The following is a 26,479-nucleotide window of genomic DNA, read 5'->3' on the forward strand; positions in this document are numbered from 1 at the left end:
GGAAAAAAGCTTAATCTTCTTTTTCCCCTTTTTTAACATAGCTCAAGTCATTCACTGATTTTACTTTATATTTCCCGTCACGGTACTCTACCTTAGTAACACTTGCATTATCTAATTGAACCAGTGGCTGATCCGGTGCAATGATGGAAAGAAAGGCGTCAATTGTCATGCCATGACTTACAATGAGAACATTGCCTCCTTGTTTTGCTTGTTTTTTTGCAATTTTATCTATTGCAGATTTAACACGGTTAGAAACTTGGTCCCAATTTTCCGCTTGTTTAGTATTATCAATACTGGAAATGGTATCTATTAATTTCGGCAGCCCCAATTTCATTAGGTTATCCATTGAATTCATGTTCAATGATTTCATTACTTGGCCCCACATATTTTCATTTAAATCGCCTTCAAATTTGCCAAAGTACACTTCCCGCAAATTTTTATCTTGATTTAGCACTAGATTTTGTTGACCACTATTTTTTAATACTAGATTTGCCGTTTCAATTGCTCTTCCACTATCACTGCTATATGCAGCATTAAATTTTACCTTGTCTGTTTTTAAACCTTTACCTAAATTCTCGGCTACCTTAACCCCATCCTCTGTCAATGGTGTATCAGACCAGCCTTGAACTCGGTCATTGGTATTAAAAATTGTTTTCCCGTGTCGTGTTATATAAAAGGTAACTGTCTTATCCTTACCCTTGTTCACGGTTGTTTCGCTAGAAGTTTTTGATTGATTACAAGCTGCCAATGATAGGATAACCATTAAGGATACACATGCAGCCAGAAGCTTTTTCATTTCATCCATCTCCATCTATTAACTATTTCTATCTGATCATGTTTTGGATACCATCGCTCTACTAGTCAAGGTTTCCCCCATTTGACGCAATCACTTCCTTATACCAGTAAAAACTTTTCTTTTTCATTCTGCTCAGTGTTCCATGTCCTTCGTTATCTTTATCAACATAAATATAACCATATCGTTTTTTCATCTCACCTGTAGAGGCGCTAATAATATCGATTGGCCCCCAGCTTGTATAGCCGAGAATTTCTACACCATCTTGAATGGCTTCTCCCATTGCAGCGACATGTTTTCTGAGGTAATCAATTCGGTAGTCGTCGTTAATCTCCCCTTCAGGAGTAACCTCGTCCACTGCACCAAGCCCATTTTCCACAACAAACAATGGTTTTTGATAACGGTCATACAGCTGATTAGCAGTAATTCGGAAGCCCTTGGCATCAATTGGCCAGCCCCATTCAGATTTCTCTAAATATGGATTCTCAACAGAAGCAAATACATTTCCGCTTCCAATTTGCTTTAATATTTCAGGATCGGTACTTGTCGCCCGGCTGCCATAATAGCTGAAACCGATATAATCAACAGTTCCATTTTTCAAAAGTTCCTCATCGCCGTCTTCCATGTCGATGGATAATTGATTGTCTTTAAAGAATCGAATTGCATACCCCGGATATGCTCCTCGTGACTGCACATCGATAAAGAAGAACGATTCACGATCTTTTTCCATTGCTTTATAAACATCATCCGGATTGCACGTATAAGGATAGGTCATACCAGCTGCCAACATACAGCCAATTTTTGCATCAGGAATAATCTCATGGCATGCTTTTACTGCCAATGCACTTGCAACAAGCTGATGATGTGCTGCTTGATACTGAATTTGCAGCTTATTTTCCCCTTCTTTAAAAACAAGACCAGCACCTACAAACGGCAGGTGTAAAAGCATATTGATTTCATTAAACGTCATCCAATATTTGACTTTATCTTTGTAACGTTTGAAAATCGTTTTTGCATAGGTTTCAAAAAAGTGTACAAGTTTGCGGTTTCTCCAGCTTCCATACTTTTCAACCAAATGTACAGGAACATCAAAATGGGCAATGGTCACTACCGGCTGAATCCCATGTTTTAAAAGCTCATCAAATAAATCGTCGTAAAACTTTAACCCTGCCTCATTCGGTTGTTCGTCATCCCCATTAGGGAATATCCTCGCCCAAGAAATTGAAATACGCAGTGCTTTAAACCCCATCTCCGCAAATAGAGCAATATCCTCTTTATAACGATGATAAAAATCTATTGCCTCGTGGGATGGATAAAATTCTTCTTCCTTTGGTTTAAAGGAATCAACTGTCCCTGTCGCTATATCCCATCTATTTTTACCAGTTGGCATTAAGTCTACCGTTGTTAATCCTTTTCCACCTTCTAAATATGCACCTTCTGATTGGTTGGCAGCAATAGCGCCACCCCATAAAAAACCTTCAGGAAATGAAAACTTCTTCATATTAACCTCTCCCTTTCTAATGTAGTTGAAGAAGGAAAAATATTGGATTCCCTTCTTCAACATTCTTTAGATTAATTTAAACAGCCACTGAATTTGATTTAACTTGTAACTCGATTAAACGCTCGACCGCTTGGATATTTTGTTCTTCTGTTGGAACGAGTGTATATTTCTCATGATTTGTTACAACCACTGGTGTTGTCACCACATAACCAGCTGATTTAATTCCTTCTATATTAAATTCTATTAATAACTGCCCTTTTTCTACGCGTGCACCTTGTGTTGTATGAGCAGAGAAATAGTTACCCTCTAACTGAACTGTGTCCATACCAATATGGATTAATATTTCAGCACCTTGATCAGATGTAATCCCAATAGCATGATGTGTTGGGAATAATGCAGAAACAGTCCCTGACACCGGAGAATAAAGCTTTCCTTCTGATGGCTCAATTGCCACACCCTTGCCAAGTGCACCGGATGCAAACGCGGCATCTTTCAATTCGGATAAAGACTTTATTTCCCCTGTAAATGGGCTTGAAATAACTTCGCTTTTTACATTCACATCCGTTTGCTTTTGTTCCGGAATTTTAGTCTCAGATGCATCTGCATTCTTATTCTCTTTTCCTGCTCCGCCAAATAAATAAGTTAAGATAAAGCCAAGGATGAAAGCAGTGACAACAGCGATGATTGCGCCCCAGAACCCTATATTTATTCCGGCCTTTGGATCAATCATGCTTGGGAAACCAAAAACGCCAAGTCCCCCCATCATATAAATTTTTGAACCGAATACACCGAGAAGGCCTCCGCCAATTGCAGCTGCAATACAGCTGATAATAAATGGTTTTTTCTTCGGAAGGGTAATCCCGTAAATGGCCGGCTCAGTAACCCCGAAAATACCGGATATAAACGCTGGAATACTTAATGATTTTAACTTTTTGTCTTTCGTTTTAAGCCAAACACCAAGCACGGCACCTGTTTGGGCAAAAGATGCGGCAAAAATCAGTGCTAGAATTGGGTCTGAATGCATCACGACAATATTATTAATCGCAATCGGAATAAGCCCCCAGTGCAGCCCGAAGATAACAAAGACTTGCCATAACGCGCCAAGGAAGATACCAGCAACGATCGGACTTAAACTGATTAACCAAAGAGTTAGTTGTCCTAAAAGCTGTCCTGCCCATGTAGCAATCGGTCCAATTACAATAAATGTAAGTGGCACAGTAACAAGCAATGTAAAGAATGGAACTAAGAATGTCTTCACTACATCTGGAATTACTTTTGTAAACCATTTTTCTAATTTCGCACCAACCCATGCGGCAATCACAATTGGAATAACCGATGAAGAATAGGTCATTAATATTACTGGAATTCCCAAAAAGGTAATATGGACAGGCGATTCAAACATTGTTCCTGCAAATAAGGTATATAGCGGCTTACCTGCCGTTAAACCGGATAGTGTTGGATACACTAATGCAGCACCAATAGCCATTCCTATAAATTGATTTCCTTTAAATTTCTTAGCAGCTGTGAACCCTAAAAAGATTGGGAAGAAATAGAACAAGCAGTCCCCTATAGCATTTAAGATTTGATAAGTCCCGGTTTTATCTGAATACCAGCCTAATGCCATAAATAAGGCGTTAAAGCCTTTAATCATACCTGTTGCGGCTAATACACCAAGTGTCGGCGCAAAAATACCGGAAATCATATCAATGAATCTATTAAATAAATTTTGTTTTTTTCCGTCTTCTTCTTCGTCTACAGGTGATTCGGATTGAAACCCACCAATTGTCACTACATCTTTATAGACATCAGGCACATGGTTACCGATAACCACTTGGTACTGACCCCCGCTTTTCATAACGGTTACGACACCATCCATATTTTTTAATACATCGGTATTAGCCTTGCTCTCGTCTTTTAGCTTAAAGCGTAAGCGAGTAATACAATGTACAACACTGTTAACGTTTTCCTTGCCACCAACATTTTTAATAATGTCTTTTGCGAGCTGTTCGTACTTCATACCCTTACCCCTTCTTTCCTTTATTTATTTTTGTAATAAAAAAACCTGAGCCAATCTGTACAGGTAAAAATAGAGCCTCGTACAGATCAGTTCAGGTTATGCCCAAAAAGGTAACATTCCTTCACAATCCTATTTAATTCCTTATAAAAACAAAAAAACCTAAACTGCATGCCAAGAAGTTTGACAATACAATTTAGGTTTTGCCTGAGTAATCAGTAACAATCCTAATGAATTCAATATTGAATTTTGTATTTTTACTTTAGCATGCGCTTTCATGAATTGTCAACGCTTTCTTAATGGGATTTTTTGCAAAAATTACTTCATTTTATGGCGATTTGTAACGCGATGGATATGGACAGTTAAATATATTTCCTCGTCCTTTGTCACACCCCAATTAAATTGATTTTCTAAATAAGTTGCAATCTTTTGGGTACATGAATATGCCTCAGGATACTTTAGCTGAATCTGTTCAATAAAAAACTGATCCACCGTTTCCTCTAGTTTTTCCTTGCGAACAAAGCGGACAGCAAAAAAACGAAGATGTGTTAGAAACCTTTCGTAATTAACTGAGTTCTCATCCAACTCCATTTTAAAATGGTATTTAACTATATTCAAAATAGTATTTACCATCTCTGTGATTTGCACAGCAGCTGCCATATTCTCGCCGGAAATCTGGCTATTTACTAGATGCAATGCAATGGAGGCTGCTTCATCCTCCCCAAGGGCGATTCCTGTTTCCTTTTCAATAATGGCAAGAGCCTTGAGGGCAACTTGAAATTCCTGCTTATAATATTTCCTGATCTCCCATAATAGTGGATTTGTTAAATGGATACCCTGCTTATGCCTGCTAATCGCAAAACTGATGTGATCTGTTAATGCGACATAAAGATATTCATCTAATTTAAATGGCAGATGGGTTTGTGCATAATCCAAAATTTTGGCGGAAATGTTCAAATATACCTCGGAAGTATCTCTTAATAATTTTGCAAGCTTTTCAGATATTCCACGGGTCTCTAGCACAAAGGTTTTCTCAATCTTAGATTCATCAATGGACTCGCCGACCTTCTTTTGAAAAGCAAGCCCTCTCCCCATTACAACTATTTCCTGATTTAATTCATTTGTTGATACGACAACATTATTGTTTAATATCTTTTTAATCTCCATTTCCACTCGCCCTTGATTGAAGTATTTTGTAAATCTTCCTAAAACCAAATAAAAAAACCTAAATTTGTACATAGAATACCATAAGATACTCCCTTTACAAATTTAGGTTTTGCCTGCCGAGCAGTAACAATCCATTCATGTAAACGATTACTTTCTTTTTACCATAGGTTAATAGACCTGTCAAGCTGCCAGTTTACTAGATATAAATAACTAAGAACGTTTTTTCAAAAAATTTTAAAAATCAATTATTTCTACCGATATAAATAGTAAAAACTAATGACTATAGGAGGACACCATGACGGCAATTCAGCAATTAAAAGTTTTAGATATGAGAAACAGAAATAAACTAATGCTTATTATGTATTTAATTACGACTATTTTAGGTTCCATCAGCTTACTAACCTCTGGGCAAAATACCTGGAGTATTTATTTCTACATCTTTCAAATCATTTTCTACCCTTTAGTATTCTTTTTAGCACATAAGTATAAAAAAGAAATTATCTTCCCATATACAATAGTCATTGTAATGAATCTATTTAACTTAAGTTTATTATGGAAAGACGGTGGTTCATTATCCACGGCTATGACTATTTTTTTCTTTTCTGTTTTTTCTGCCGTACAGTTTAATGGAAGAATATTTGGCATTGGTTATGTTTTAGGCTTTATAACTCTTATTATGAATAATCTATATCCGGCAAAAGGATACGCATATTTAACAGAAGAGCTAAGTTCCTTTGTTATTATCTACTTATTCTCTGGCGTTATATTAGGGATGCTTATATTTTTGAATCAAAAGCAATATAAAAAACTGCAAGAATATATCCATCTTGCGGAAGAGGATAATAAAACAAAAGAAAAGCAAAAGAATCGCCTTGAAATGGAAATAGCCAATATTGCCGAGAGTATTACGAAAATTAGCGAAAAAGTACAATTTAGCCTTACTTCACAAGAGGAAATGAAAATAGCCATGAGTGAAGTCTCGGCAGGGAGTCAAGTGCAAAGTGAACAAATATCTGGAATTGCTGAAAATGCACAAAGAAATTTACTTGTAATAAATGAGATGAATAAAATAACGAAGGAATTAATAGAGGATTCCATAAAGTCTAGTTCTCTTGCAAGCGAAGGGCAAGCGAAGGCAATGGACCTTACGAATGAAATGGACCACCTTCAAAATGTGATTGCGAAGCTCAATGAAAACTTTACCGTCTTAACGCAAAAAATTGAAGAAACAAATCAGTTTGCTAATGATATTAAACAAATTACAGAGCAGACCAATCTACTAGCTTTAAACGCCTCTATTGAAGCTGCTCGTGCTGGTGAAGCAGGCAAAGGATTCTCCGTTGTGGCAGAGGAAATTAGAAAATTAGCTGATCTAACTAAAGATATCACAACGAAAATTACGGACAACTTAAGTCAAGTAAATACTTCCAATGAATTAGCACAAGCTAATATGCAAACAAGCAGTGATAGTTTAGATCAAAGTGTTAATACGACAAAAGAAGTGCATTCTTACTTTACCCAACTTGATATTATGCTGAAAAAGTTAAATACTCAATTCAAGAAATTTGAAGATCACTCTAATGAAGTTGGAAAAAACAGCGTAAATGTAGAATCCTCCACAACGGAATTTGCTGCAATTATCGAAGAAGCAACTGCCAGCATACAACAAGTCAGTGCCTCTATAGAAAGCATGACCGAGGATAATCACTCCATCGCTGCCTATATTCAAGATACCGCAAATAGCGCAGAAAATATTAAAAACAGCTTTTAAAAATGGCACAAAGGAACAGATCCCTTATCCTACTAAAGTGGGACAAGGGGTTTGTTCCCTAATTTCAATCCTTGCTAGTTAATCTTTCTTTTATTTCTGGAATGCTAAGCCCCTGTTTTTTCAAGTCCTTTATTTCATTTATTCTGGAAATCGCCTTTTCTCTGGGAAATCTCCTTGTTCTATTTTCCTCCTCTTGCTCAAAAGGAAGCATCCCTTCTTCTGTATAGAATTTTAGAGTACTATAACGGGATCCAGTTAGACGTACCAATTCCCCAATCGATACGAAATCAGATGCACGTATTTTATCCATAGAACGTTGACGGGACAATTCCTTTCCTCCTTACTATAAAGATAATGGATATTTTATCAAACGAACACCATGAACAGGAAATCTATACTGCTTTGCATGAGGGACCGCTTCGTATAGAACATTATCTATTTTAATAAGCGGAATTTCTCCCTCACGAATGACTGTAATGTTGTGGCCATTACTTTCCAGTCTCTGCTTTACATCACGTAAACGGTCCTCCTTGTTAGAAAAGTAGGACTCCGTATCGATAAAAATGGACTGGGATCTCTCGATAATCGGAAAAACAAAGTTAATTCCTGATCCTGATGGAGTAGACATCATTTCCTTTTTCATCTTTAGGAAATTTTTCACTGCATATTCGACTGTTTTATGAATATTAATTGGGAAAATTACTCTTCCTAAAGAGGTATTATCATATAATTCATAAATGCGAGCAGCTACATGTTTTAACTCTTCTTTTGAGAAAAGGTCGTATATACAACCGCTTTCCCTCAATAACCAAATCATAATGATGGCCTCATCTGTTATTGGCCCATCTTCTAAAATCTCAGCACGAATACTTTCCGTCAGTCTTGTGAATATTTCTGCATTACTGCGGTATTCTCTCATTTCAATACCTGCTGTGACAAACTCCAAATCACTGTTTAAGAGAGCAGGAATTTCCTCCATTACATTTTCCCTTGTTAATGTAAAGGCAAAAGCATCCTCCACTTCCTTTAATTGTTTGCTAGAAAATTTAAGAACCTTTAATAGATATTTCGGGAGTGTCTCACATAAGGATTTATCTCTGCTAAGCAAGATTTTAAGGACAGTTTGTTGATATAAAGGCATCGAAGTATTATTCAAGGTCTCTAATTCAAAAGTAAGGTTTTCTCCCTTTTCACTTAGACCCTTATCCAAATAAATTTCTAATAATGCAGCAGCAGCCATACAACGCAAGGACACCTTCTTTGAATTAGTTAAACGGGTACTTTCCTGAGCGTTAAGTGCTATCAAAGAAAAGTTTTGAGCAAAACTAAGTTCCTTCATAACTTGACCCTCCTGGATTAAATTTTACTAACTACTTATTACTTACTACTTACGATTTAATCATAACAAAAACCAACTATAAAGTTAAGATAATTTAGAAAAAACAAACAGAGGGACAGGTCCCATTTCCCACTAAAGTGGGAGAAGACCTATCCCCTATTCCCTAACAATAAACGGACGCATCATATCGTGATCTTCATGCTCTAAAATGTGACAATGCCAAACATATTGGCCTGAATAAGGACCGAAACGGACTATTACACGGGTCACTTCCCCGGCTGGTGCAGCCACTGTATCTTTTAGCCCTCTTTCATTTGGTTCCGGCGGTCTTGCAGGACCTGTATATCGGATCTGTCCTGTTTTATTATAAAAATCCAAATCAAATGGACGCCGGTCTAATATTTGAAACTGGATTAAATGAATATGAATGGGATGAGTAAATGGCATGGTATTAATGAAAGACCAAATTTCTGTTGTACCTAACCTAGGTTTTTCCGTCACAGGATCTTCCCATTTTTTATTATTTAATAATGGCATAGGACGCCCTAATGGATCATTAGATTCAATCAGTTTTAAATTCCGGTACCCCGCTACCATGCCCGTTTTTAATGAAGGAATTGTACTCAATCGTTTAGGAATTTTACTTGTATCTTCCTTGGTGAGTGTTTTAGTAACTCGAAACTGCATAACATCAAACGTTTCATCATTCGGATCTGGATTAGATCCTAGATCATTTTTTAATATAATTGATTTTCCTTCATATTTCGAGAAATCAATAATTAAATCCGCTCGTTCCGCCGGTTCCATTACCAATTTGTCTAATTTTACCGTCCTAGGCAATAATCCTCCGTCTGTTCCAATCTGATAAAAGGATTGACCTGAATCAAGGTATAATTGATATCCTCTTGTATTAGACGCGTTCAAGACACGAAACCGATACTTTTTAGGTTCCACTTCCATATATGGCCATACTTTACCGTTTACTAAAATGGTGTCTCCCAAAAAAAATGGAACGATCGACGGATTTGGCAGATTCCTTGAAGGATTATTGGGCTGACTAGGGTAAAATAAGGAACCATCCTCATTAAAAGAGCGATCGGCAATAATGAGTGGAATTTCATAATCCCCTGTTGGCAGCTTTAGTCTCCGCTCCTCCTGATCGCGAATAATATACATCCCAACAAGTCCGGCATATACGTTGAGGCGTGTAATCCCCATAGCATGATCGTGATACCATAAAGTTGCAGCACGCTGTCGATTGGGATAATGGTAAATTTCTCTTTTAAAAAATGGACCCACTTGCTTAAAATCCTTCGTAAACCAAGCCTCCGGATAACCATCACTGTCCGACCTTGTCTCACTTCCATGCAGATGAGTCACCGTTCTTACCTCCGGCTCATGGTGGATAATTGATTCATCAAGCGGAAGCAAATGTTTTCCTGGAAGGTTATTCATCCATTTTACGTCTATTGGTTCTCCTTTGTTAACATCAAACATCGGGCCCGGAAATTGACGATTATATCCCCATAAACGAGTCGGTTCCAGGTCCCTATGAAGCTTCTGCGTAAATTCCTCCATTTTAATCTCATAAAAAGCTCTTTTATTTTTCACCTCTAAAGGCTTAATTGTATTAATAGCAGGAAGCTGATCAACAAATTTTTCGAGCTTGCGTGTCATCATCCTCAACTCCACTCCATCATTCTTCTTAATATTAGATGCACACAAACCCATTTAGGGGTGGGCGTATTTTCCAATTAAGTTGTTTTTTAGGTAAACATGAATGTCACCTCCGTTTACCCTACCGTCCCAACCCTGTTTGATTTCCGAGAAGCATGTTAAAATATAGGGTATGACTATTCTAAAAATATAAATTTATAGTATTTTCAATAGGTTTTCCATTTGAAATGGGAGGTCCCTTTTTTGCGATATTTATGTTTAATTTTGCTTTTTATTACAGTACTTCTTTTCCCAAGCTTTTCTCTCGATGCAAAAGCAAAAGAGGTTCATGTTATTCGTGTCGGCTTTGACAAGGATGCTCCTCCCCTTTCCTACTTAGGCCCAAAAGGGGAAGCATCGGGATTCGAAATCGAACTTATTCAGAATATTGCCACGCAACAAGGATACAAGATTAAGTTTTTTCCCCTTGAATTGGATGATGCCATCGAAATGTTAAAAGAAGGAAAACTTGATTTAATAGCCGGATTAGAATATACAAGTACTCGCGACACGTTTTTTGATTTCAGTGACACTTACCTGACAATACCAAAAACAGTGGTCATCCCATCCTCTATTCGGGACATTTCAAGTGTAAATGATTTGAAGGGCAAAGTTGTAGCGGTTCAGCGAGATGACACTGTTATTTCCCAACTCGAGAATATTAGAGGAAGTGAAATGCTGGAGTCCTTTAACCAATTGGACGCAATGGACATGCTGTTTCTAGGTAGAGCAGATGTATTTTTAGGAAACCGCCCGACAGTTGAGTATATCCTTCAGCACACCAAAAACCGAATGAATTATAGAGTTCGTACAGGATTAATCCCGCCATCGGATTATGCCTTTGCTGTACGTGAAGGAAATTATAAACTATTAAAAGATTTAAATAATGGATTGGCAGCGCTTCATCGTAACGGTACTTATGAACGCTTATATTCCCAATATCTAGAGCCATACGGTGCGTTGGAAATTGGCTGGTGGCGAAAATTAGTCTACATATTGCTTATCCTAACAGGAGTGATTTTTGCTATTCTAGTAGGAATTTTTTATTGGAATAAACGTTTAAAAAAGGAAGTTAACAGGCAGACAGCTGCATTGGCAGATAGTTATGCTTTTCAATCAAAGGTGTTAGATAGTGTAGATAATGGAATTCTTTCCTTTAATCCTAGAGGTAGTATTATCCTAATCAATCATATTGCCAGTAACCTGTTAGGAATTAGAGGAAACCCTTCGGAAACAAACATCTTTGATTTTCTGCCTCAGCTCCCTCTGCAAAAGGTGATGGAAATAGGTGAACAGCGTATGCTTCATGGAGAGATTCATCTTGATGATGGTACAGATCGTATTCTTCAATATTATATTGCTTCCTTACAAAACGGAATTGGAGAAATAGTGGGAGGCATACTTTGCATACAAGACCGAACGGAACAAAAACACTTGCAGGCGCGGCTAATTGCACAGGAAAAAATGCGGGCACTCGGCCAACTTGTCGCCGGTATTGCCCATGAAATCCGCAATCCGCTTACTGCTATAAAAACCTTTACGGAAATGCTTCCAAGAAAAATTAATGACCCACGCTTCCAGTCTGAGCTTGTCCAGCATGTACCTGAGGAAGTGGAGAGGATGAACCGAATTATCGAGGATTTACTGGATTATTCAAGGGAAAAATCTATGAATCTGGAATGGATAAATCTTAACGAGTTGGTTCAATCCATTACAGGGCTGTTTAAGAAGCAGTTCCATAATGAAGGGATAGAGACAGAGATTCATATCCCTACGACCATAAATGTGTTAATGGATCCAAATCGTATCAAACAAGTTCTTATCAATCTGGTTCTAAATGCCACCCAGGCAATGAAAGAATCGAAGAAAAAGCAATTGAGATTTCATGCAGCAATAAATAAACAATTAATTCAGGTTGATATTACTGATTCTGGAGTTGGAATAAAAGAACAGGACATTCCCCATTTATTCCAACCATTTTATACCACAAAGAGTCAAGGGATTGGTTTAGGTCTATATATATGTCAAAAAATTATGCAAGAGCATGGCGGACATATAAAAGTAAATAGTACGAAATATAAAGGTACCACTTTTACCCTATTTTTTATTAACGGAGGAGATGCATCATGAAGAATATTCTTATCATTGATGATGAAAAGGCAATATGTTCCTCTCTTTCATTCGCTCTTGAGGATGAATACAGGATTTGGACTGAAACGGATCCTGAAAAGGGTTTAAAAATACTAGAAACCGAGAATATAGATGGTATTTTACTAGATCTTAATCTAGGTAAGACAAATGGAATTGACCTCCTCAAAAACATAAAAGAAAAGAAGCCAGAAACAGTTGTGATTATCATGACCGCTTATGGAACGATTGAATCTACTGTTGAGGCAGTTAAAGCAGGTGCCTATCATTATCTGACCAAACCGCTGAATCTCGAGGAGGTAAAACTCCTTTTAACAAAAGCTCTTACTTTTCAACACCTGCACCATCAAGTCCAAGTGTTAAGTCAAGCAGTTCGTCAGCAAGAAACCTATGCAGGTTTAATTGGTAAATGTGAGAGCATGCAGAAGGTATTCCAATTGATTGAAAAGGTAAAGGATATTCCCTCCAATATTCTGATTATGGGAGAAAGCGGAACTGGAAAAGAACTGGTGGCCCGTGCCATTCATTTTCAAGGAAATCGCCAAAAAAGTGCGTTTTCTGTCATCAATTGTGCTGCGATTCCTGAAACATTGCTTGAAAGTGAACTGTTTGGGCATGAAAAGGGTGCATTCACCGGCGCATTCGAACGAAAACAAGGACTCTTTGAACGTTCTAATGGTGGAACAATTTTCCTTGATGAAATTGGAGAGATGCCGTTAACCCTCCAAGCTAAGATTTTAAGGGTTATTCAGGAAAAAGTGGTTACTCCGCTTGGTTCTGACCAGACAAAGAAAGTGGATGTTCGAATCATTTCCGCTACCCATCGAAATCTTTTAGAAGAAGTAGCAAAAGGAAATTTCCGTGAAGATCTTTATTATCGTCTAAACGTGATTCCTATCCACGTTCCCCCTTTACGTGAACGAAAGGAGGATATACCTCTGCTGATCCAGCATTTTTTGAATCTATATTCTGCAAGCATGAACATTCCGCCCAAAAAATGCAGTATGGAAGCCAAAAAAACTTTATATCAATATCCATATCCAGGTAATGTACGGGAACTATCGAACATTTTAGAATATGCAATGGCACTTTCAGATATGGATATCATAGAAGCATCAGATCTTCCCAATGAGGTCTTTAACAAGGAATTTACTTTTGCACCTGCAAAAGAAAGCGGTCTATTTATAGCGGAAGGACGAACACTTGCGGAGGTTAATAAGGAGTATATCCTTTATACTTTAGAAAAAAACAACGGCCATCGAACCAATACCGCCAAGCAATTAGCCATAAGTGAACGAGGATTACGTGAAAAACTAAAGCAGTATTTGAGGGAATCAAAATGAAAAAGATCCTTTCACTTATGATAATACTACTCTTAATTTTAGGGACAGCTGGTTGTACGAAAGCCTCGAACAAAGGAGTAAGCACTCCTAATCCCGAACAAAAATTCATAACCATTGCAACTGGTGATACTTCCGGCCCCTATTTCACTATCGGCGAGGCACTGGCGAAAGTATATAAAAAGAAACTTCACTACAAAACCGCGATTCAATCAACAGATGGATCCGTTGAAAATATAAAGCTATTGGAAAATCACAAGGCAGACTTGGCATTTGTCATGTCTGATGCAGCTTCTTCCGTACTTAATGAACTGGGCAAATTGAAAGATGGATCCACTCAAGGCTTTAAAGCAATGGCAGGGCTATATCCCAACTATGTGCAAATTGTAACACTGAGCGCTAATAAGATTAAATCCGTGTCTGATTTAAAAGGAAAGCGAGTCGGCGTTGGCGCCCCCAATAGTGGAGTAGAAGCAAACGCACGCATCATTCTAAATGAACAAGGAATCACCTATAATGATATAAAACCTGAATATCTTTCTTATGAAGAAGCAATTGAACAATTAAAAAGCAAAAAAATCGATGCAGCGTTTGTTACATCTGGTCTTCCTAATAATGCGGTTTTAAAGTTGCAAAGCTCAAAAGAAGTCATGATTGTGCCTATCAAGTCTTCTGATATCAATCATCTAACGAAACAATTCCCTTTTTTTGAGAAGTCAGAGATACCTGCTGGCGTCTATCAAAATAAACATCCCATTCCAACAGTTGCCATCCGTAACATACTCTTGGTGCGATCCGATTTATCAAAGAATCAAGTCTATAAAATGACGAAAATTTTCTTTGAAAATCTGGATGTATTGCAAATGGCACATCAAGCAGCGAACAGTATTAATAGAATCGACGCAGGGAAAGGTCTTGTTGTTCCTCTCCATCCGGGAGCAAAAAAATACTTTGAGGAATTGTATGATAAGTAGATTTCCAGAAAGGTTAACCGGCAAAAGTTTCCGTTACAATACGGATATTTTTGCCGGTTTCTTTTATTTTCATCCCTACACAATCCTTATAAACTTTAAAACAATGACTTGGCACGAAACTTGCATAAAGAATACATACGAGTGAAAATACTTAGCATTCTTTATTTTGAATCCGTTTACAACCAACAAAGGGTTGGATAAACAATCAAAAGGTAAAATGATCACTTAAATAAAAGGGGGAATTAAAATGAAGCAAGCCAATGATCGTGCTGCAACAAAACGCATTACGACCAACATTTTTAAAGGATCGCTTGGGAACCTGATTGAATGGTATGATTGGTACGTTTATTCCGCATTTGCCGTTTATTTTTCAGCTGAGTTTTTTCCAAAAGGAAATCCTACTATTCAGTTATTAAACACAGCGGGCGTTTTCGCTATTGGATTCCTTATGCGCCCAATAGGAAGCCTGATAATGGGACGCTATGCTGACCGATACGGCCGCCGAGCCGCATTAACACTTTCTGTCACCATTATGGCCCTAGGTTCCTTAGTTATTGCCTGTACTCCTGGATACAATAGCATTGGAGCTATCTCACCTATTATTTTAATTGTCGCCAGGCTGATTCAGGGAATCTCGTTAGGTGGAGAGTATGGAACTTCCGCTACTTATTTATCCGAAATGTCCAGCAGTGGAAAGCGCGGATTCTACTCTAGTTTCCAATACGTTACACTTGTGGCTGGACAATTATTAGCTCTTGGGGTTCAAATTATTCTACAACAAGTATTGAATGAAAATGAAATGATTTCCTGGGGCTGGAGAATCCCTTTTGTCATTGGAGCAATTGGAGCTTTAGTTGTCCTATGGTTACGTCGAACAATGGACGAATCTGATCAATTTTCTGAAATGAATAAAGAAACTCGTAAAAATGCCGGGACAATTAAAGTCTTAATGAAATATCCAAAAGCAGTTCTAACCGTTGTTGGTTTAACACTTGGAGGAACCGTTGCATTTTATACTTATACAACCTATTTACAAAAATTTATGATTAATACAGTTGGAATTGATAAAGAATCAGTCAGCTGGATTAACTTTATTGCATTACTTATATTTGTTATTCTTCAACCACTGGCAGGAAAACTATCAGACAAGATTGGCCGTAAGCCGCTATTACTGGGCTTTGGCATCCTGGGAACATTACTTACCGTCCCATTATTTTTACTAATGAAACAAACACAAAACCCAATCTTTGCTTTTATTCTAATGATGATCGGTCTTGCTATTGTAACCGGTTATACTTCGATTAATGCCATTGTAAAAGCAGAGTTATTTCCTACTGAAATACGTGCGCTTGGTGTAGGTTTTCCTTATTCCCTTACTGTTGCAATATTTGGCGGAACTGCCGAGTTCGTTGCATTGTGGTTGAAGAATGCAGGAGTCGAATCTGTCTTCTTCTACTATGTTGCAGCATGTATCTTCATAAGTCTAATCACATATTGGCGGATGAGTGAATCATCCAAGAACTCTCATATTGAAGCTGAGCTTCTTGCAAAAAATAAATCAGCTTAAACGTATAAAGCTGCGGCATATTTGTCGCAGTTTTATTTGTTTTTTTGTAAAAATGTATGTTACTATCATAACCTCTGTCCTTTTCTAACTAGAAAAAATGGGTAAGGTGTTTTTCCTTATCCCATACTAATAGTATGCTACTGGAACAAAGGAGGACATTGTTAATGGAATTTGATGAGAATAAGGAACGTGAAAAAAGAAAAGATGAACATGTGCAGCTTGCTCTATTAGATGACCGCCTCCCACCTTCACATTTTGACCATCTTACCTTTGTTCACCATTCCCTTCCCAATATAGGATGGAGCGATATTAATCTTCATGTAGTCTTACCTGACTTGGATTTGAAAAGTCCTCTATATATAAATGCAATGACAGGTGGTAGTGAAAAAACAGGGAAAATCAATGCCGAGCTTGCAATAATAGCTAAAGCAACAGGTATAGCGATGGGTGTTGGTTCTCAGCATGCAGGCTTACGTAATGAATCACTTGCAGACACCTATCGAATTGTACGCAGGAATAACCCTGAAGGAACTATTTTTGCTAATGTTGGGGCCGATGTCTTACTTGACTTTGCCTTGAATGCTATTGAGATGTTAGAAGCCAACGCTTTACAAATTCATTTGAATGCGCCGCAAGAACTGATCATGCCGGAAGGAGAACGTGATTTTACAGGCTGGCTTTCTCAAATTGAGAAAATCATAAAACACGTAAAAATCCCTGTTATCGTAAAAGAAGTCGGATTTGGGATGAGTAGAAATACACTTCGATTGTTAAAAGAGATTGGTGTTCAATATGTGGACATAAGCGGGCGCGGAGGAACGAATTTTATTGGAATTGAAAATCGTCGGAGAGAAAAACAGGAATATGACTATTTAAGAGGATGGGGGCAGACGACTCCTATTTCTTTATTAGAAGCTCAAGAATATATGAATGATATGATGATATTCGCATCAGGCGGGATCCGAAACCCGTTAGATGCGGTAAAATGCTTATCTCTCGGGGCAAAAGCAATCGGCTTAGCAAGTCCAATCTTACGTGTTCTTCAAAATGAGGGGACGGAACGAGCAATAGAGGAACTAATCAACTGGCATGAACAGATGAAAACGATTTGTACGATGTTAGGAGCCCGAAACATGGAGGAATTATGTGCTTTCCCTCTTGTTATTACGGGAGAAGTGCGGGAATGGTGTGAAATGAGAGGAATTGATATTGTTGCTATTGCTAATAGAGGGAGACTGTGAAATAAAGACTTTTCCAGGAGTAGCTGGAGCTCAATTAACTTGTAAACAGGCTAACTTTAACAAGTTATGAATGACAAAATTTGCTTATAAATCTTTGGGACGTCTTTCATCGGACTTATGAAGGACAAATACTTCTTTTTAATTCCGCAAAATGTCCTTCATATGCTTTATGAATGACAAATACTTTCCTTTAAACCATCAGACTGTCCTTCATTCACTCTATGAAGGACATTTCTCTTCATCAAAGACATTTAATTGTCCTTCATTGCATTACGCTTCCAAATAGAATTTGACTTTTTTTATCACTCACCTTTCTTCCTTTACAATTGCTGTATGGAACATCGATCTCTTCACATGCCTCCTACTAACGACATTAATGAAAACCCTAATAGCACCAAATTAGGATTTACTATACAATATTTTTAAAGAAATACAAATCGTGTGGTGATATTAGTGTTTAAACTTTTACTAATTGAAGATGATGCTACTCTTTTTCAGGAAATCAAAGATCGATTATCCAGTTGGTCTTATGAAGTATATGGAATAATGGATTTTAGTAATGTTATGCAGGAATTTACAGCAATAAAACCGGATTTAGTCATTATTGATATCCAATTGCCCAAATTTGACGGCTTTCATTGGTGCCGAATGATTCGTGCCCATTCGAAGGTTCCCATCGTTTTTTTATCTTCACGTGATCATCCTACTGATATGGTCATGTCTATGCAGCTCGGAGCGGATGATTTTATCCAAAAACCTTTCCATTTTGATGTACTCATTGCAAAAATCCAGGCAATCCTCCGTCGTGTATATAATTACAATACAGAAGAGGTTTCCCTTAAAACCTGGTGCGGGGCTGCGATTGATTACGAAAAAAACTTAGTCGCCAATGAACTGGGATCTATAGAGCTGACAAAGAATGAAATATTCATATTAAAACAGTTGATTGAACAAAAAAATAAAATTGTTAGCAGAGAGGCACTAATAAAAAGCTTATGGGAAGATGAGCGTTTTGTTAGTGATAATACTTTAACAGTGAATGTAAACCGTTTGCGGAAAAAATTAGATGAGCTTGGCTTAGGACGCTATATTGAAACAAAGGTTGGTCAAGGCTATATAGCAATTGAAGAGGGAATTTCATATGCTTAGAAAATATTTAATCGAAAGATGGAGCTGGATTTCTCTCTTTCTCTTTTTGCAATTACTATTTGTCTTTGTCGCTTTTATTGATTCGGCAATCCCGCTAACGTCCATTCTATATATGGTCTTTTTATCTTTTATCATTTTTATCCTATTCATTGTCATGCGCTACCAAAAGGAAACGAAGTTCTATAAGAGCATGGATGAGTGGGAGGCTGATCTCGATCTATCTAGAATAACCGCAGCAGAAAGCCCCTTTGAAAAAATAATCGAAGATAGTATGACAAACCAAACCGAACAGCTGAAAAAGAATGCCTCCCTGCATCTAATGTCATTGGAAAAAGAAAAAGATGAATTATTATCTTGGATTCACGAAGTAAAAACACCCTTAACCGCAATGAATTTAATTATAGATCGAATAGAAGATGAAAAGCTAAAAGCGCAATTAACCCATGAATGGCTGCGTATCCATTTGCTGCTTGACACTCAGCTTCATCAAAAGCGTATTCCATTTATGAAGAACGATTTATATATCGAAAAAGTGGATTTACACTCAATATTGGTTAAGGAAATAAAAACATTGCAATCATGGTGTATGCAAAAAGGCATTGGATTTGATATGGATTTAAAAGTTCCCGAAGTGATTAGTGATGGAAAATGGGTAGCCTTTATCATTAGACAACTATTAACAAATGCTATAAAATACAGCGATGCATCCGATATTTACATTAAAACCTATGAAATTAATAAACAGGTATATCTGGAGGTCGAAGATTTTGGACGCGGCATTGACCCAAAGGACTTACCGCGGATATTTGAAAAAGGCTTTACCTCCACTACTGACCATCAAGATCATGCTGCAACAGGCATGGGACTCTATTTAGCAAAAAAAGCGGCGAAATCCCTGTCCATTTCTATAAATGTGGAGTCAAAACCAGGAACAGGAACGACTTTTATATTAGCCTTCCCAAGAAAAAATGAGTTTCACCAAATTTCATGCATGTGACAAAAATGTCACATGCTTTTCTCATTTGTTCGTTCAATCGAAGGATAACAAAATAAAGGCTCTTTTATAATAGAACTATCAAATCCAAGGAGCGAGTCAATATGAAAATATTAGATGCAACGAACATATATAAAATCTACGGAAATAAATTCAATAAACAGGAAGTATTAAAGGGTATCGATATTAGTGTATACAAAGGGGAGTTTGTCAGTATCATGGGCCCGTCCGGTTCTGGAAAAACTACCTTACTTAATGTCCTTTCCTCCATCGATCGAGTGAGTAATGGAACCATTAGAATTGAAGGAAAAGATATGACTCAGATGAAAGAAAAACAATTAGCCGGATTCAGAAAAAATCATTTGGGCTTTATCTTTCAAGATTATAATTTACTAGATACTCTGACCGTCAAAGAAAATATCCTTTTACCTTTATCCATTACAAAGGTACCGAAAAAAGAAGCAGAACAAAAATTTAAAGAGGTAGCGACTGATCTCGGTATTTATGAAATCAAAGATAAATATCCAAACGAAATTTCCGGCGGTCAGAAACAACGCACCTCTGCTGCTAGATCGTTTATTCATGAACCAAGCATTATTTTTGCGGACGAACCAACCGGTGCACTCGATTCAAAATCTGCTTCTGACTTATTAAATAAGCTTAGTAGCTTAAATGAGAAGCGTAAAGCTACGATTCTCATGGTTACACACGATCCAGTCGCGGCGAGCTATTGCAGCAGAGTTATTTTTATTAAAGATGGAAAAATCTTCACACAGCTAAATAAAGGGGAAGAAACTAGACAACAATTCTTTAATGACATCATGAAAACACAGGCTGTATTAGGTGGTGTACAAAATGAGTATTAATCAGCTCATGCTTCGCAACCTAAAAAAGAATGTTAAGAATTATTATCTCTATGTCTTTGCTTTAATTTTTAGTGTCGCCCTGTATTTCGCATTTGTCACACTGCAATATGATCCATCTATGGATGAAGCAAAAGGTTCGGTTAAAGGAGCTGCAGCATTGAAAGCAGCATCCATTCTGCTAGTTGCAATTGTTGCTATCTTTCTTTTATATGCAAATAAGCTTTTTATGAAACGCCGCAGCAAAGAAATTGGTTTATTTCAGTTGATTGGAATGACAAAGACTGGAATATTCCGCCTTATGAGTGCCGAAAACTTCCTTCTTTATTACGGCTCCCTAATAATTGGAACTTTTATAGGGTTTTCCTGTTCGAAATTAGTCATGATGATATTATTTAAAATTACGGGTGTAAGAACGAATGCAACCCTTCATTTTTCCATTGAGGCAATGATTCAAACTCTTATCGTCTTCAGTGTCATTTACTTGGTTATCTTGTTGATAAACTATGTTTATATTAAAAGACAAACAATCCTGTCCTTATTCAGGGTAATTTCCTCAACAGAAGGAAAAGTTAAAAAGATAAGCGTTTTTCAAATGATTATCGGGGTAATCGGCATTGTTTTCATCGTTTCGGGCTATTATGTCTCATCGAAATTATTCGGCGGTAACTTTACAACTATAAATGAATTATTTATCGCCATGATTTTTATTCTTGGTTCCGTTATTATTGGTACCTATCTATTTTATAAAGGCTCTGTTACATTCATCACCAATATGGTTAGGAAAAGTAAAGGTGGTTATTTAAATATTAATGAGGTATTATCGTTATCATCCATTATGTTTCGGATGAAATCAAACGCCTTATTATTAACAATTATTACAACCGTGTCTGCGCTTGCCATTGGTCTTTTATCATTAAGCTATATTTCTTACTATTCAGCAGAGAAAAGCGCCAAAAACAATGCTCCGGCCAATTTTTCCATGACAACCAGCAAGGATGCTAAACAGTTCGAGGACGCTTTATCGGCAAAGAATATTCCTTATAATGAAAAAAGGATCCCTGTCCTTTATGCTGATATTAATGTTAAGGATATCATGGAGACAAGTTTAAAAGAACTTAACTTTGATCCGAATGTTATGACTCTAGCTGTCATCAGTGACGAAGCGGTATCCAACCTCCATTTGTCAAAGGATGAATCCATCTTTATGGGGAATAGCGGTGTACTTGGAAAAGTGATATCCTTCAAAGATTCCGGACATATTAAACTACGTGGAAAAAGCCAGACCTATACTCTGAAATATTCAGGAATAATAGACGAATCGATTCTTCCATACAATTTCACGAGTGGAAGTTTACCAGTAGCCGTTGTAGACAAAACCGTTTTTGAGCAATTAAAGACAGATCTTAATCCTAAGATTCAAAAAAAATCTCTTTATATTGGAATTGATATAAAGGATAGAGACAATATTGAAAAGGCAGATAACATTTTCAATAAGTTGCGCCTCAATGAGAAGTCCGATAATCTATCTCGTTATGAAATAAGCAACAGCCAGAAACAAATCATGGGACTCGCTATGTTTATCGTTGGTTTCCTTGGATTAACCTTTTTAATCACATCTGGATGCATTCTTTATTTTAAACAAATGGATGAAAGTGAAGACGAAAGGCCAAACTATACCATTCTGAGAAAACTTGGTTTCACTCAAGGAGATTTATTAAAAGGTATTCAAGCAAAGCAAATCTTTAATTTTGGTATCCCTTTAGCCATCGGACTTCTCCATAGTTATTTTGCTGTAAAATCCGGCTGGTTCCTATTTGGCACCGAACTCTGGACACCAATGATTGCGGTCATGCTTCTATACACTGTCTTATACTCCATTTTCGGGGTACTATCAGTTCTCTATTATAAAAAGGTGATTAAAGGAGCACTTTAATCCACATTGCTAACGGGACAGAATTCTGTCCCGTTTTTTATTACACTTACGACTTCATTTTTAAACAATCTTATTTACAGTAAAAAAAGTTACTCTATAAAGTAACAATTTGTTGCTCCTCAGAGTAATATATATTACCATATAAAGTAAAAAGGTGTAAATATTGGATAATTTAAGGTTAAACGTTTCATTATTGCGAAGGAGAGTTCCAAACCTTACGAGTGCAGCTAAATCAATGGGCTTACGTCCAGCCACTGTATCCAATCTGTGTACCGGGAAAATTCCAATTGAACGTGCTGAAGTACGGACATTAGTTGCCCTCGCATCATTAGCCCAATGCAGTTTAGATGAGTTGATATTAAGAGGAGAGTCTGTCGAGATGATTGAAACTAAAATTAAAACATTAGATTTATTTGCACCTATTGCCAAGGGAGGAACAGTCGGATTAGTAGCTCGTCCTGGCATGGGACAGCTGGTATTACTTGGAGAATTATTCTATAGACTCAAGAACGATGGGTATTCCGTTATTTTACTAAAACCCGAAGAAAACCATCCTGAATTAAATGATATTACGGAATATGCGGATGTCGTAGTGGACTCTATCGAAAAAGCTTATGAGCAAATCATCACCTTAGGTGCAAATCAAGATATTATTTTTACCGCGGATCGCTCTCATGTACTGACAGGGGAAATATTTAATCTCCAAGACCAATTACATACTGCAAATATTCAAACAGTAACCACATTTCTGCTTGATTTAAAAGGGGCGGTGGTTGATGAAGATCTTCCTTATGGTCCTTTGGAAACATTATTGTATTTTGACGCAGACCTCGCAGCCCGACATAGTTTCCCGGCCATAAACCCAATTTACTCCACATCATCCGTTTTGGAGGGGGCACATCTGGACCAAAACCATCTTTTTATTCAACAAAGAGCACAAAAACTGTTGCGTCGCTACCGAGAACTACGCTCGTTAGTGAATGTAAGAGGACTTGAGGCAATTCCAACAGCTGAAAAAGAAACCTACCATAGAGGAGAACGATTAGAAGCATATTTTACCCAGCCTTTTTATGTAGCAGAAACTTACTCCGGAATAAAAGGAGAATCAGTAGATATTAATACTACCTTAAATGATGTTCGCAAAATATTAGATGGTGGGGCTGATTCTGCGGATTTAAAATCATTAACTTATATAGGTAAACTCTAATTTAAAAAAAGAGGTGTTACTTAAACCGTAACATCTCTTTTCACATATTTTGAAATCTCTTTATTCTCCATCGGTCTTCCATAGAAAAAACCTTGCATAACGTAACATCCAAGCTGAGTCAACAAATCAATATGTTCCTGCTGTTCAACACCTTCTGCAATTACTTCTAAGTGAAGATTTTCAGCCATCAAGATAATCGCTTGGATGATCGCGCGTTTGCTTGGATTGTCTAAATCAAATGTAAATAACCGATCTAATTTAATGGCATCCATAGGTATCTTATCTAATAATCCGATTGAAGAATATCCTGTTCCGAAGTCATCCATTGATACTTTAACTCCCATATCACGAATAATTTCCAGTTGTCGAATAATATCATTTATGTCGTAAAAAACCATAGATTCCGTGATTTCAAGTTCAAGAAAATGCGGGTCCAAGTCTACCTTTTCTAATAAATTCCCGATTAATTCTGTTAATTGATCCGTTTCAAAAAGACGAACGGACAAATTGACAGAAACAGGCTGTACTAGTCCTTGAGATTGCCAAGATTTGCATTGCATACAGGCCTCTTCTATTATCCACCTAGTAATTGGAATAATTTGTCCGGTCTCTTCCGCAATCGGAATAAATTCTCCAGGTGAAACGACTCCCAATCTAGGATGATTCCACCGGATTAACGCTTCAAATCCAAATAACTTATTGGTTTTGACGTTCCATTTCGGTTGATAAACGATGTAGAATTGGTTATGCTCGAGTGCATTTTGCAAATCCTTTTCTAATTCCATTTTCCTGACTTCTTGAATCCCCATTTCATTGGTATAAACACAATACTGGTTCTTTCCTAATCCCTTTGCCTTATACATGGCTGTGTCAGCTGATTTTAACAATTCTGAACGATTTAATTCCTGAATCGAACCGATGCTTATGCCGATACTCCCCGTCACATATAACTCATTTCCGTTAATCCGATAAACCTCTTTAATACTTTGCAACACCTGTTTTGCCAGCTTTTCGGCTTTTTCCAAACTACAATCTTTTAAAATAATTAAGAATTCATCCCCTCCAATGCGAAATGCTTGCTGATCCCTTCGAATGAATTTCCGCAAGCGATTCCCTACTTCATGTACAAGTAAATCTCCAACATCATGACCAAGTGTATCGTTAATAGCTTTGAACTGATCCAAATCCAAAAACAAAACGCCAATCGTTTCCGTTCCGACATATGTATTAAAAAAGCGGTTCATTTCATTACGATTGGGCAAGCCTGTAATGGAATCTTGATAAGCGAGCTTCTCCAGCACATGCCGATCAAAAAACATTGCACCCCATGAAATGAATAAAATAAGAAAAATCATTACTGTAACGCCATATAAAAGAAAAAAATCCATTGAATGGTTTTGTTCCATCATCATACCCGAAATATGATGAAATCTTGCAGCCTTCATTCCAGTATAGTGCATACCACAAATAGCAAAGCCCATAACGACGGCAGACAACCACTTCAGCCAGCTGGATGAGGATTGATTTCGAAATCGAAGAAATAAAAATAGCGCAGCATAAGAAGCAACAAAAGCGATTATTGCCGATAATATCCACAAAGTTTTATCATAACTAAGCCCCATTGGCATAATCATTGCTTTCATTCCTACATAATGCATCGTTACGATACCGCTTCCCATAATAAATCCGCCAATAACCAGTTGATACCTGTTAATGTCTTTTGGCATAGTGATATAAAATGCAATAAAAGAGGAAATGACACTTGCTAACATAGAGAGCAAAGTAAATCCAACGTCATATTTTACAGGAGCATTTAAATGGAAAGCTAGCATTCCAACAAAATGCATGGACCAAACGCCGCTTCCCATAACCAACGCACCTGCTATAAGCCAAAACCATCGGCTCTTCCCATTTGCATGCGAAATTTTTGCCGCTATATTTAAAGCTGAAAACGATGCTAATATCGCAATAACTATAGATAGTATAACGATATAAATGTTATAACTTCCTTCCATGATGATTGTTTTCCACTCCTTTAAGATAATCAGTTTTTCATATACTTGATGCATTGTCAAAGTTTTCAATCCAGATAGAAGGGTATTCCAATCCATAAAAATATTACAAACCAAATGTATCCAAATTAGTGTAACTAAACATTATTTCAATAAAATAATCTCCCTCTGCTTCTCCTTTTGTAACTTACCCTCAAATAGAAATTTTTTTTCTTTAGTTAGCAATAACTAGATTACTATTTCATATTTTTGTTTCTATTGTCTATCTTGTTTCACGGTTTATATCCTACAAATTAATTATGCTATACAATAATCTACAATTTCTTGCATCTTTTTCAAAAACTTTCCATTAATCTTATCTGTAAACGAAACAAGTAGAAATTAGGTCACACCGGTTGCCCCTATTTTTGCCTTCATTAATTTTCCCTCACAATAATATAGGGACACATAGTAGAAAGGATAATATTTATCTCCTACATTTGTAAATTAGTAATGAGTAAAATCTTTTAAAATATTTATAATAAATTCGAAGATAGAAATAAACAGGTAATTAAATGGATAGGAAATAAATGAAGATGAATTATGGTACATTTTGAAGATAAAACGATAAAATCAACATTCGATTATTAAACTTGATGTTAAGAGGATAGTTTATTGCTTGCAACTTGTTATCCCTTTTTGTTTGTAGGGAATGCTCCATGGCTATATATCATATACGCAGAGCCTGTTAAAAACCGTTAATGTTAA

The 26,479-nt window shown here is 37.0% G+C and carries 19 protein-coding genes; 11 read left to right on the forward strand and 8 right to left on the reverse strand.

The annotated features are described in order from the left end of the window. Window positions 1–10: 10 nt before the first annotated feature. The 4 genes from AN964_RS19905 to licT all read right to left on the reverse strand — a co-directional run bounded on the left by AN964_RS19905 (window position 11) and on the right by licT (window position 5,475). The gene (locus AN964_RS19905; protein ID WP_163258577.1) at window positions 11–796 is read right to left on the reverse strand and encodes a histidine phosphatase family protein; all 786 of its coding nucleotides are present in this window, start codon (window positions 794–796) and stop codon (window positions 11–13) included. Between the two features lie 61 nt (window positions 797–857). Then, window positions 858–2,294, reverse strand: coding sequence for a 6-phospho-beta-glucosidase (ascB, locus tag AN964_RS19910; RefSeq protein WP_055741563.1), 1,437 nt, complete (start codon window positions 2,292–2,294; stop codon window positions 858–860). 76 nt (window positions 2,295–2,370) lie between these two features. Then, window positions 2,371–4,311 carry a beta-glucoside-specific PTS transporter subunit IIABC gene (locus AN964_RS19915; RefSeq protein WP_055741564.1) on the reverse strand — a complete coding sequence of 647 codons (1,941 nt, stop codon included), beginning with the start codon at window positions 4,309–4,311 and terminating at the stop codon, window positions 2,371–2,373. A gap of 315 nt (window positions 4,312–4,626) precedes the next feature. Next, window positions 4,627–5,475 (reverse strand): BglG family transcription antiterminator LicT, encoded by an 849-nt coding sequence (gene licT / locus AN964_RS19920; protein WP_055741883.1) that lies wholly within the window; start codon window positions 5,473–5,475, stop codon window positions 4,627–4,629. A 295-nt stretch (window positions 5,476–5,770) separates the two neighbouring features. On the opposite strand from licT, the gene AN964_RS19925 reads away from it, so the two are divergent. After that, window positions 5,771–7,246: a methyl-accepting chemotaxis protein gene (locus tag AN964_RS19925; RefSeq protein WP_055741565.1), complete on the forward strand. Its 1,476-nt coding sequence runs from the start codon at window positions 5,771–5,773 to the stop codon at window positions 7,244–7,246. Window positions 7,247–7,310: 64 nt separating this feature from the next. Here AN964_RS19925 and AN964_RS19930 read toward each other — a convergent pair whose 3' ends face one another. From AN964_RS19930 to AN964_RS19940, 3 genes are all read right to left on the reverse strand, one after another. Further along, complete coding sequence (locus AN964_RS19930) at window positions 7,311–7,574, reverse strand: helix-turn-helix domain-containing protein (RefSeq protein ID WP_055741566.1); 264 nt, start codon at window positions 7,572–7,574, stop codon at window positions 7,311–7,313. A gap of 15 nt (window positions 7,575–7,589) precedes the next feature. Next, window positions 7,590–8,585: a hypothetical protein gene (locus tag AN964_RS19935; RefSeq protein WP_055741567.1), complete on the reverse strand. Its 996-nt coding sequence runs from the start codon at window positions 8,583–8,585 to the stop codon at window positions 7,590–7,592. A 156-nt stretch (window positions 8,586–8,741) separates the two neighbouring features. After that, the gene (locus tag AN964_RS19940; protein ID WP_055741568.1) at window positions 8,742–10,262 is read right to left on the reverse strand and encodes a multicopper oxidase family protein; all 1,521 of its coding nucleotides are present in this window, start codon (window positions 10,260–10,262) and stop codon (window positions 8,742–8,744) included. 243 nt (window positions 10,263–10,505) lie between these two features. Between AN964_RS19940 and AN964_RS19945 the strand changes: the two genes are divergently transcribed. The 10 genes from AN964_RS19945 (at window position 10,506) to AN964_RS19990 (ending at window position 23,720) form a co-directional block, all read left to right on the forward strand. Continuing rightward, on the forward strand, window positions 10,506–12,431 hold the full coding sequence (locus AN964_RS19945) for a transporter substrate-binding domain-containing protein (RefSeq protein WP_055741569.1): 1,926 nt from the start codon (window positions 10,506–10,508) through the stop codon (window positions 12,429–12,431). Next, window positions 12,428–13,792: a sigma-54-dependent transcriptional regulator gene (locus AN964_RS19950; protein ID WP_055741570.1), complete on the forward strand. Its 1,365-nt coding sequence runs from the start codon at window positions 12,428–12,430 to the stop codon at window positions 13,790–13,792. The genes AN964_RS19945 and AN964_RS19950 overlap by 4 nt, the downstream gene beginning before the upstream one ends. Then, window positions 13,789–14,763 (forward strand): TAXI family TRAP transporter solute-binding subunit, encoded by a 975-nt coding sequence (locus tag AN964_RS19955; protein ID WP_055741571.1) that lies wholly within the window; start codon window positions 13,789–13,791, stop codon window positions 14,761–14,763. Before AN964_RS19950 ends, AN964_RS19955 begins: the two co-directional genes overlap by 4 nt. 247 nt (window positions 14,764–15,010) lie before the next feature. Further along, on the forward strand, window positions 15,011–16,330 hold the full coding sequence (locus tag AN964_RS19960; RefSeq protein WP_055741572.1) for an MFS transporter: 1,320 nt from the start codon (window positions 15,011–15,013) through the stop codon (window positions 16,328–16,330). 164 nt (window positions 16,331–16,494) lie between these two features. Continuing rightward, window positions 16,495–17,571, forward strand: a complete 1,077-nt coding sequence (gene fni / locus AN964_RS19965; protein WP_055741573.1) for a type 2 isopentenyl-diphosphate Delta-isomerase — start codon at window positions 16,495–16,497, stop codon at window positions 17,569–17,571. 453 nt (window positions 17,572–18,024) lie between these two features. Continuing rightward, entirely contained in the window at window positions 18,025–18,720 is a 696-nt protein-coding gene (locus tag AN964_RS19970; protein ID WP_055741574.1) for a response regulator transcription factor, read from the forward strand. Beyond that, a complete protein-coding gene (locus AN964_RS19975) occupies window positions 18,713–19,717 on the forward strand; it encodes a sensor histidine kinase (protein ID WP_055741575.1) in 1,005 nt (334 codons plus the stop codon). The genes AN964_RS19970 and AN964_RS19975 overlap by 8 nt, the downstream gene beginning before the upstream one ends. A gap of 101 nt (window positions 19,718–19,818) precedes the next feature. Beyond that, a complete protein-coding gene (locus tag AN964_RS19980; protein ID WP_055741576.1) occupies window positions 19,819–20,580 on the forward strand; it encodes an ABC transporter ATP-binding protein in 762 nt (253 codons plus the stop codon). Further along, the gene (locus AN964_RS19985; protein ID WP_055741577.1) at window positions 20,570–22,513 is read left to right on the forward strand and encodes an ABC transporter permease; all 1,944 of its coding nucleotides are present in this window, start codon (window positions 20,570–20,572) and stop codon (window positions 22,511–22,513) included. The genes AN964_RS19980 and AN964_RS19985 overlap by 11 nt, the downstream gene beginning before the upstream one ends. A gap of 163 nt (window positions 22,514–22,676) precedes the next feature. Continuing rightward, window positions 22,677–23,720 carry a F0F1 ATP synthase subunit beta gene (locus tag AN964_RS19990; protein ID WP_055741578.1) on the forward strand — a complete coding sequence of 348 codons (1,044 nt, stop codon included), beginning with the start codon at window positions 22,677–22,679 and terminating at the stop codon, window positions 23,718–23,720. Between the two features lie 20 nt (window positions 23,721–23,740). Here the strand turns inward: AN964_RS19990 and AN964_RS19995 are convergent, their stop codons facing one another. Next, on the reverse strand, window positions 23,741–25,735 hold the full coding sequence (locus tag AN964_RS19995; protein ID WP_055741884.1) for a bifunctional diguanylate cyclase/phosphodiesterase: 1,995 nt from the start codon (window positions 25,733–25,735) through the stop codon (window positions 23,741–23,743). Between the last annotated feature and the right edge of the window lie 744 nt (window positions 25,736–26,479).

Origin of the sequence: Heyndrickxia shackletonii (assembly GCF_001420715.1) — a bacterium.
GTDB lineage: Bacteria > Bacillota > Bacilli > Bacillales > Bacillaceae_C > Margalitia > Margalitia shackletonii.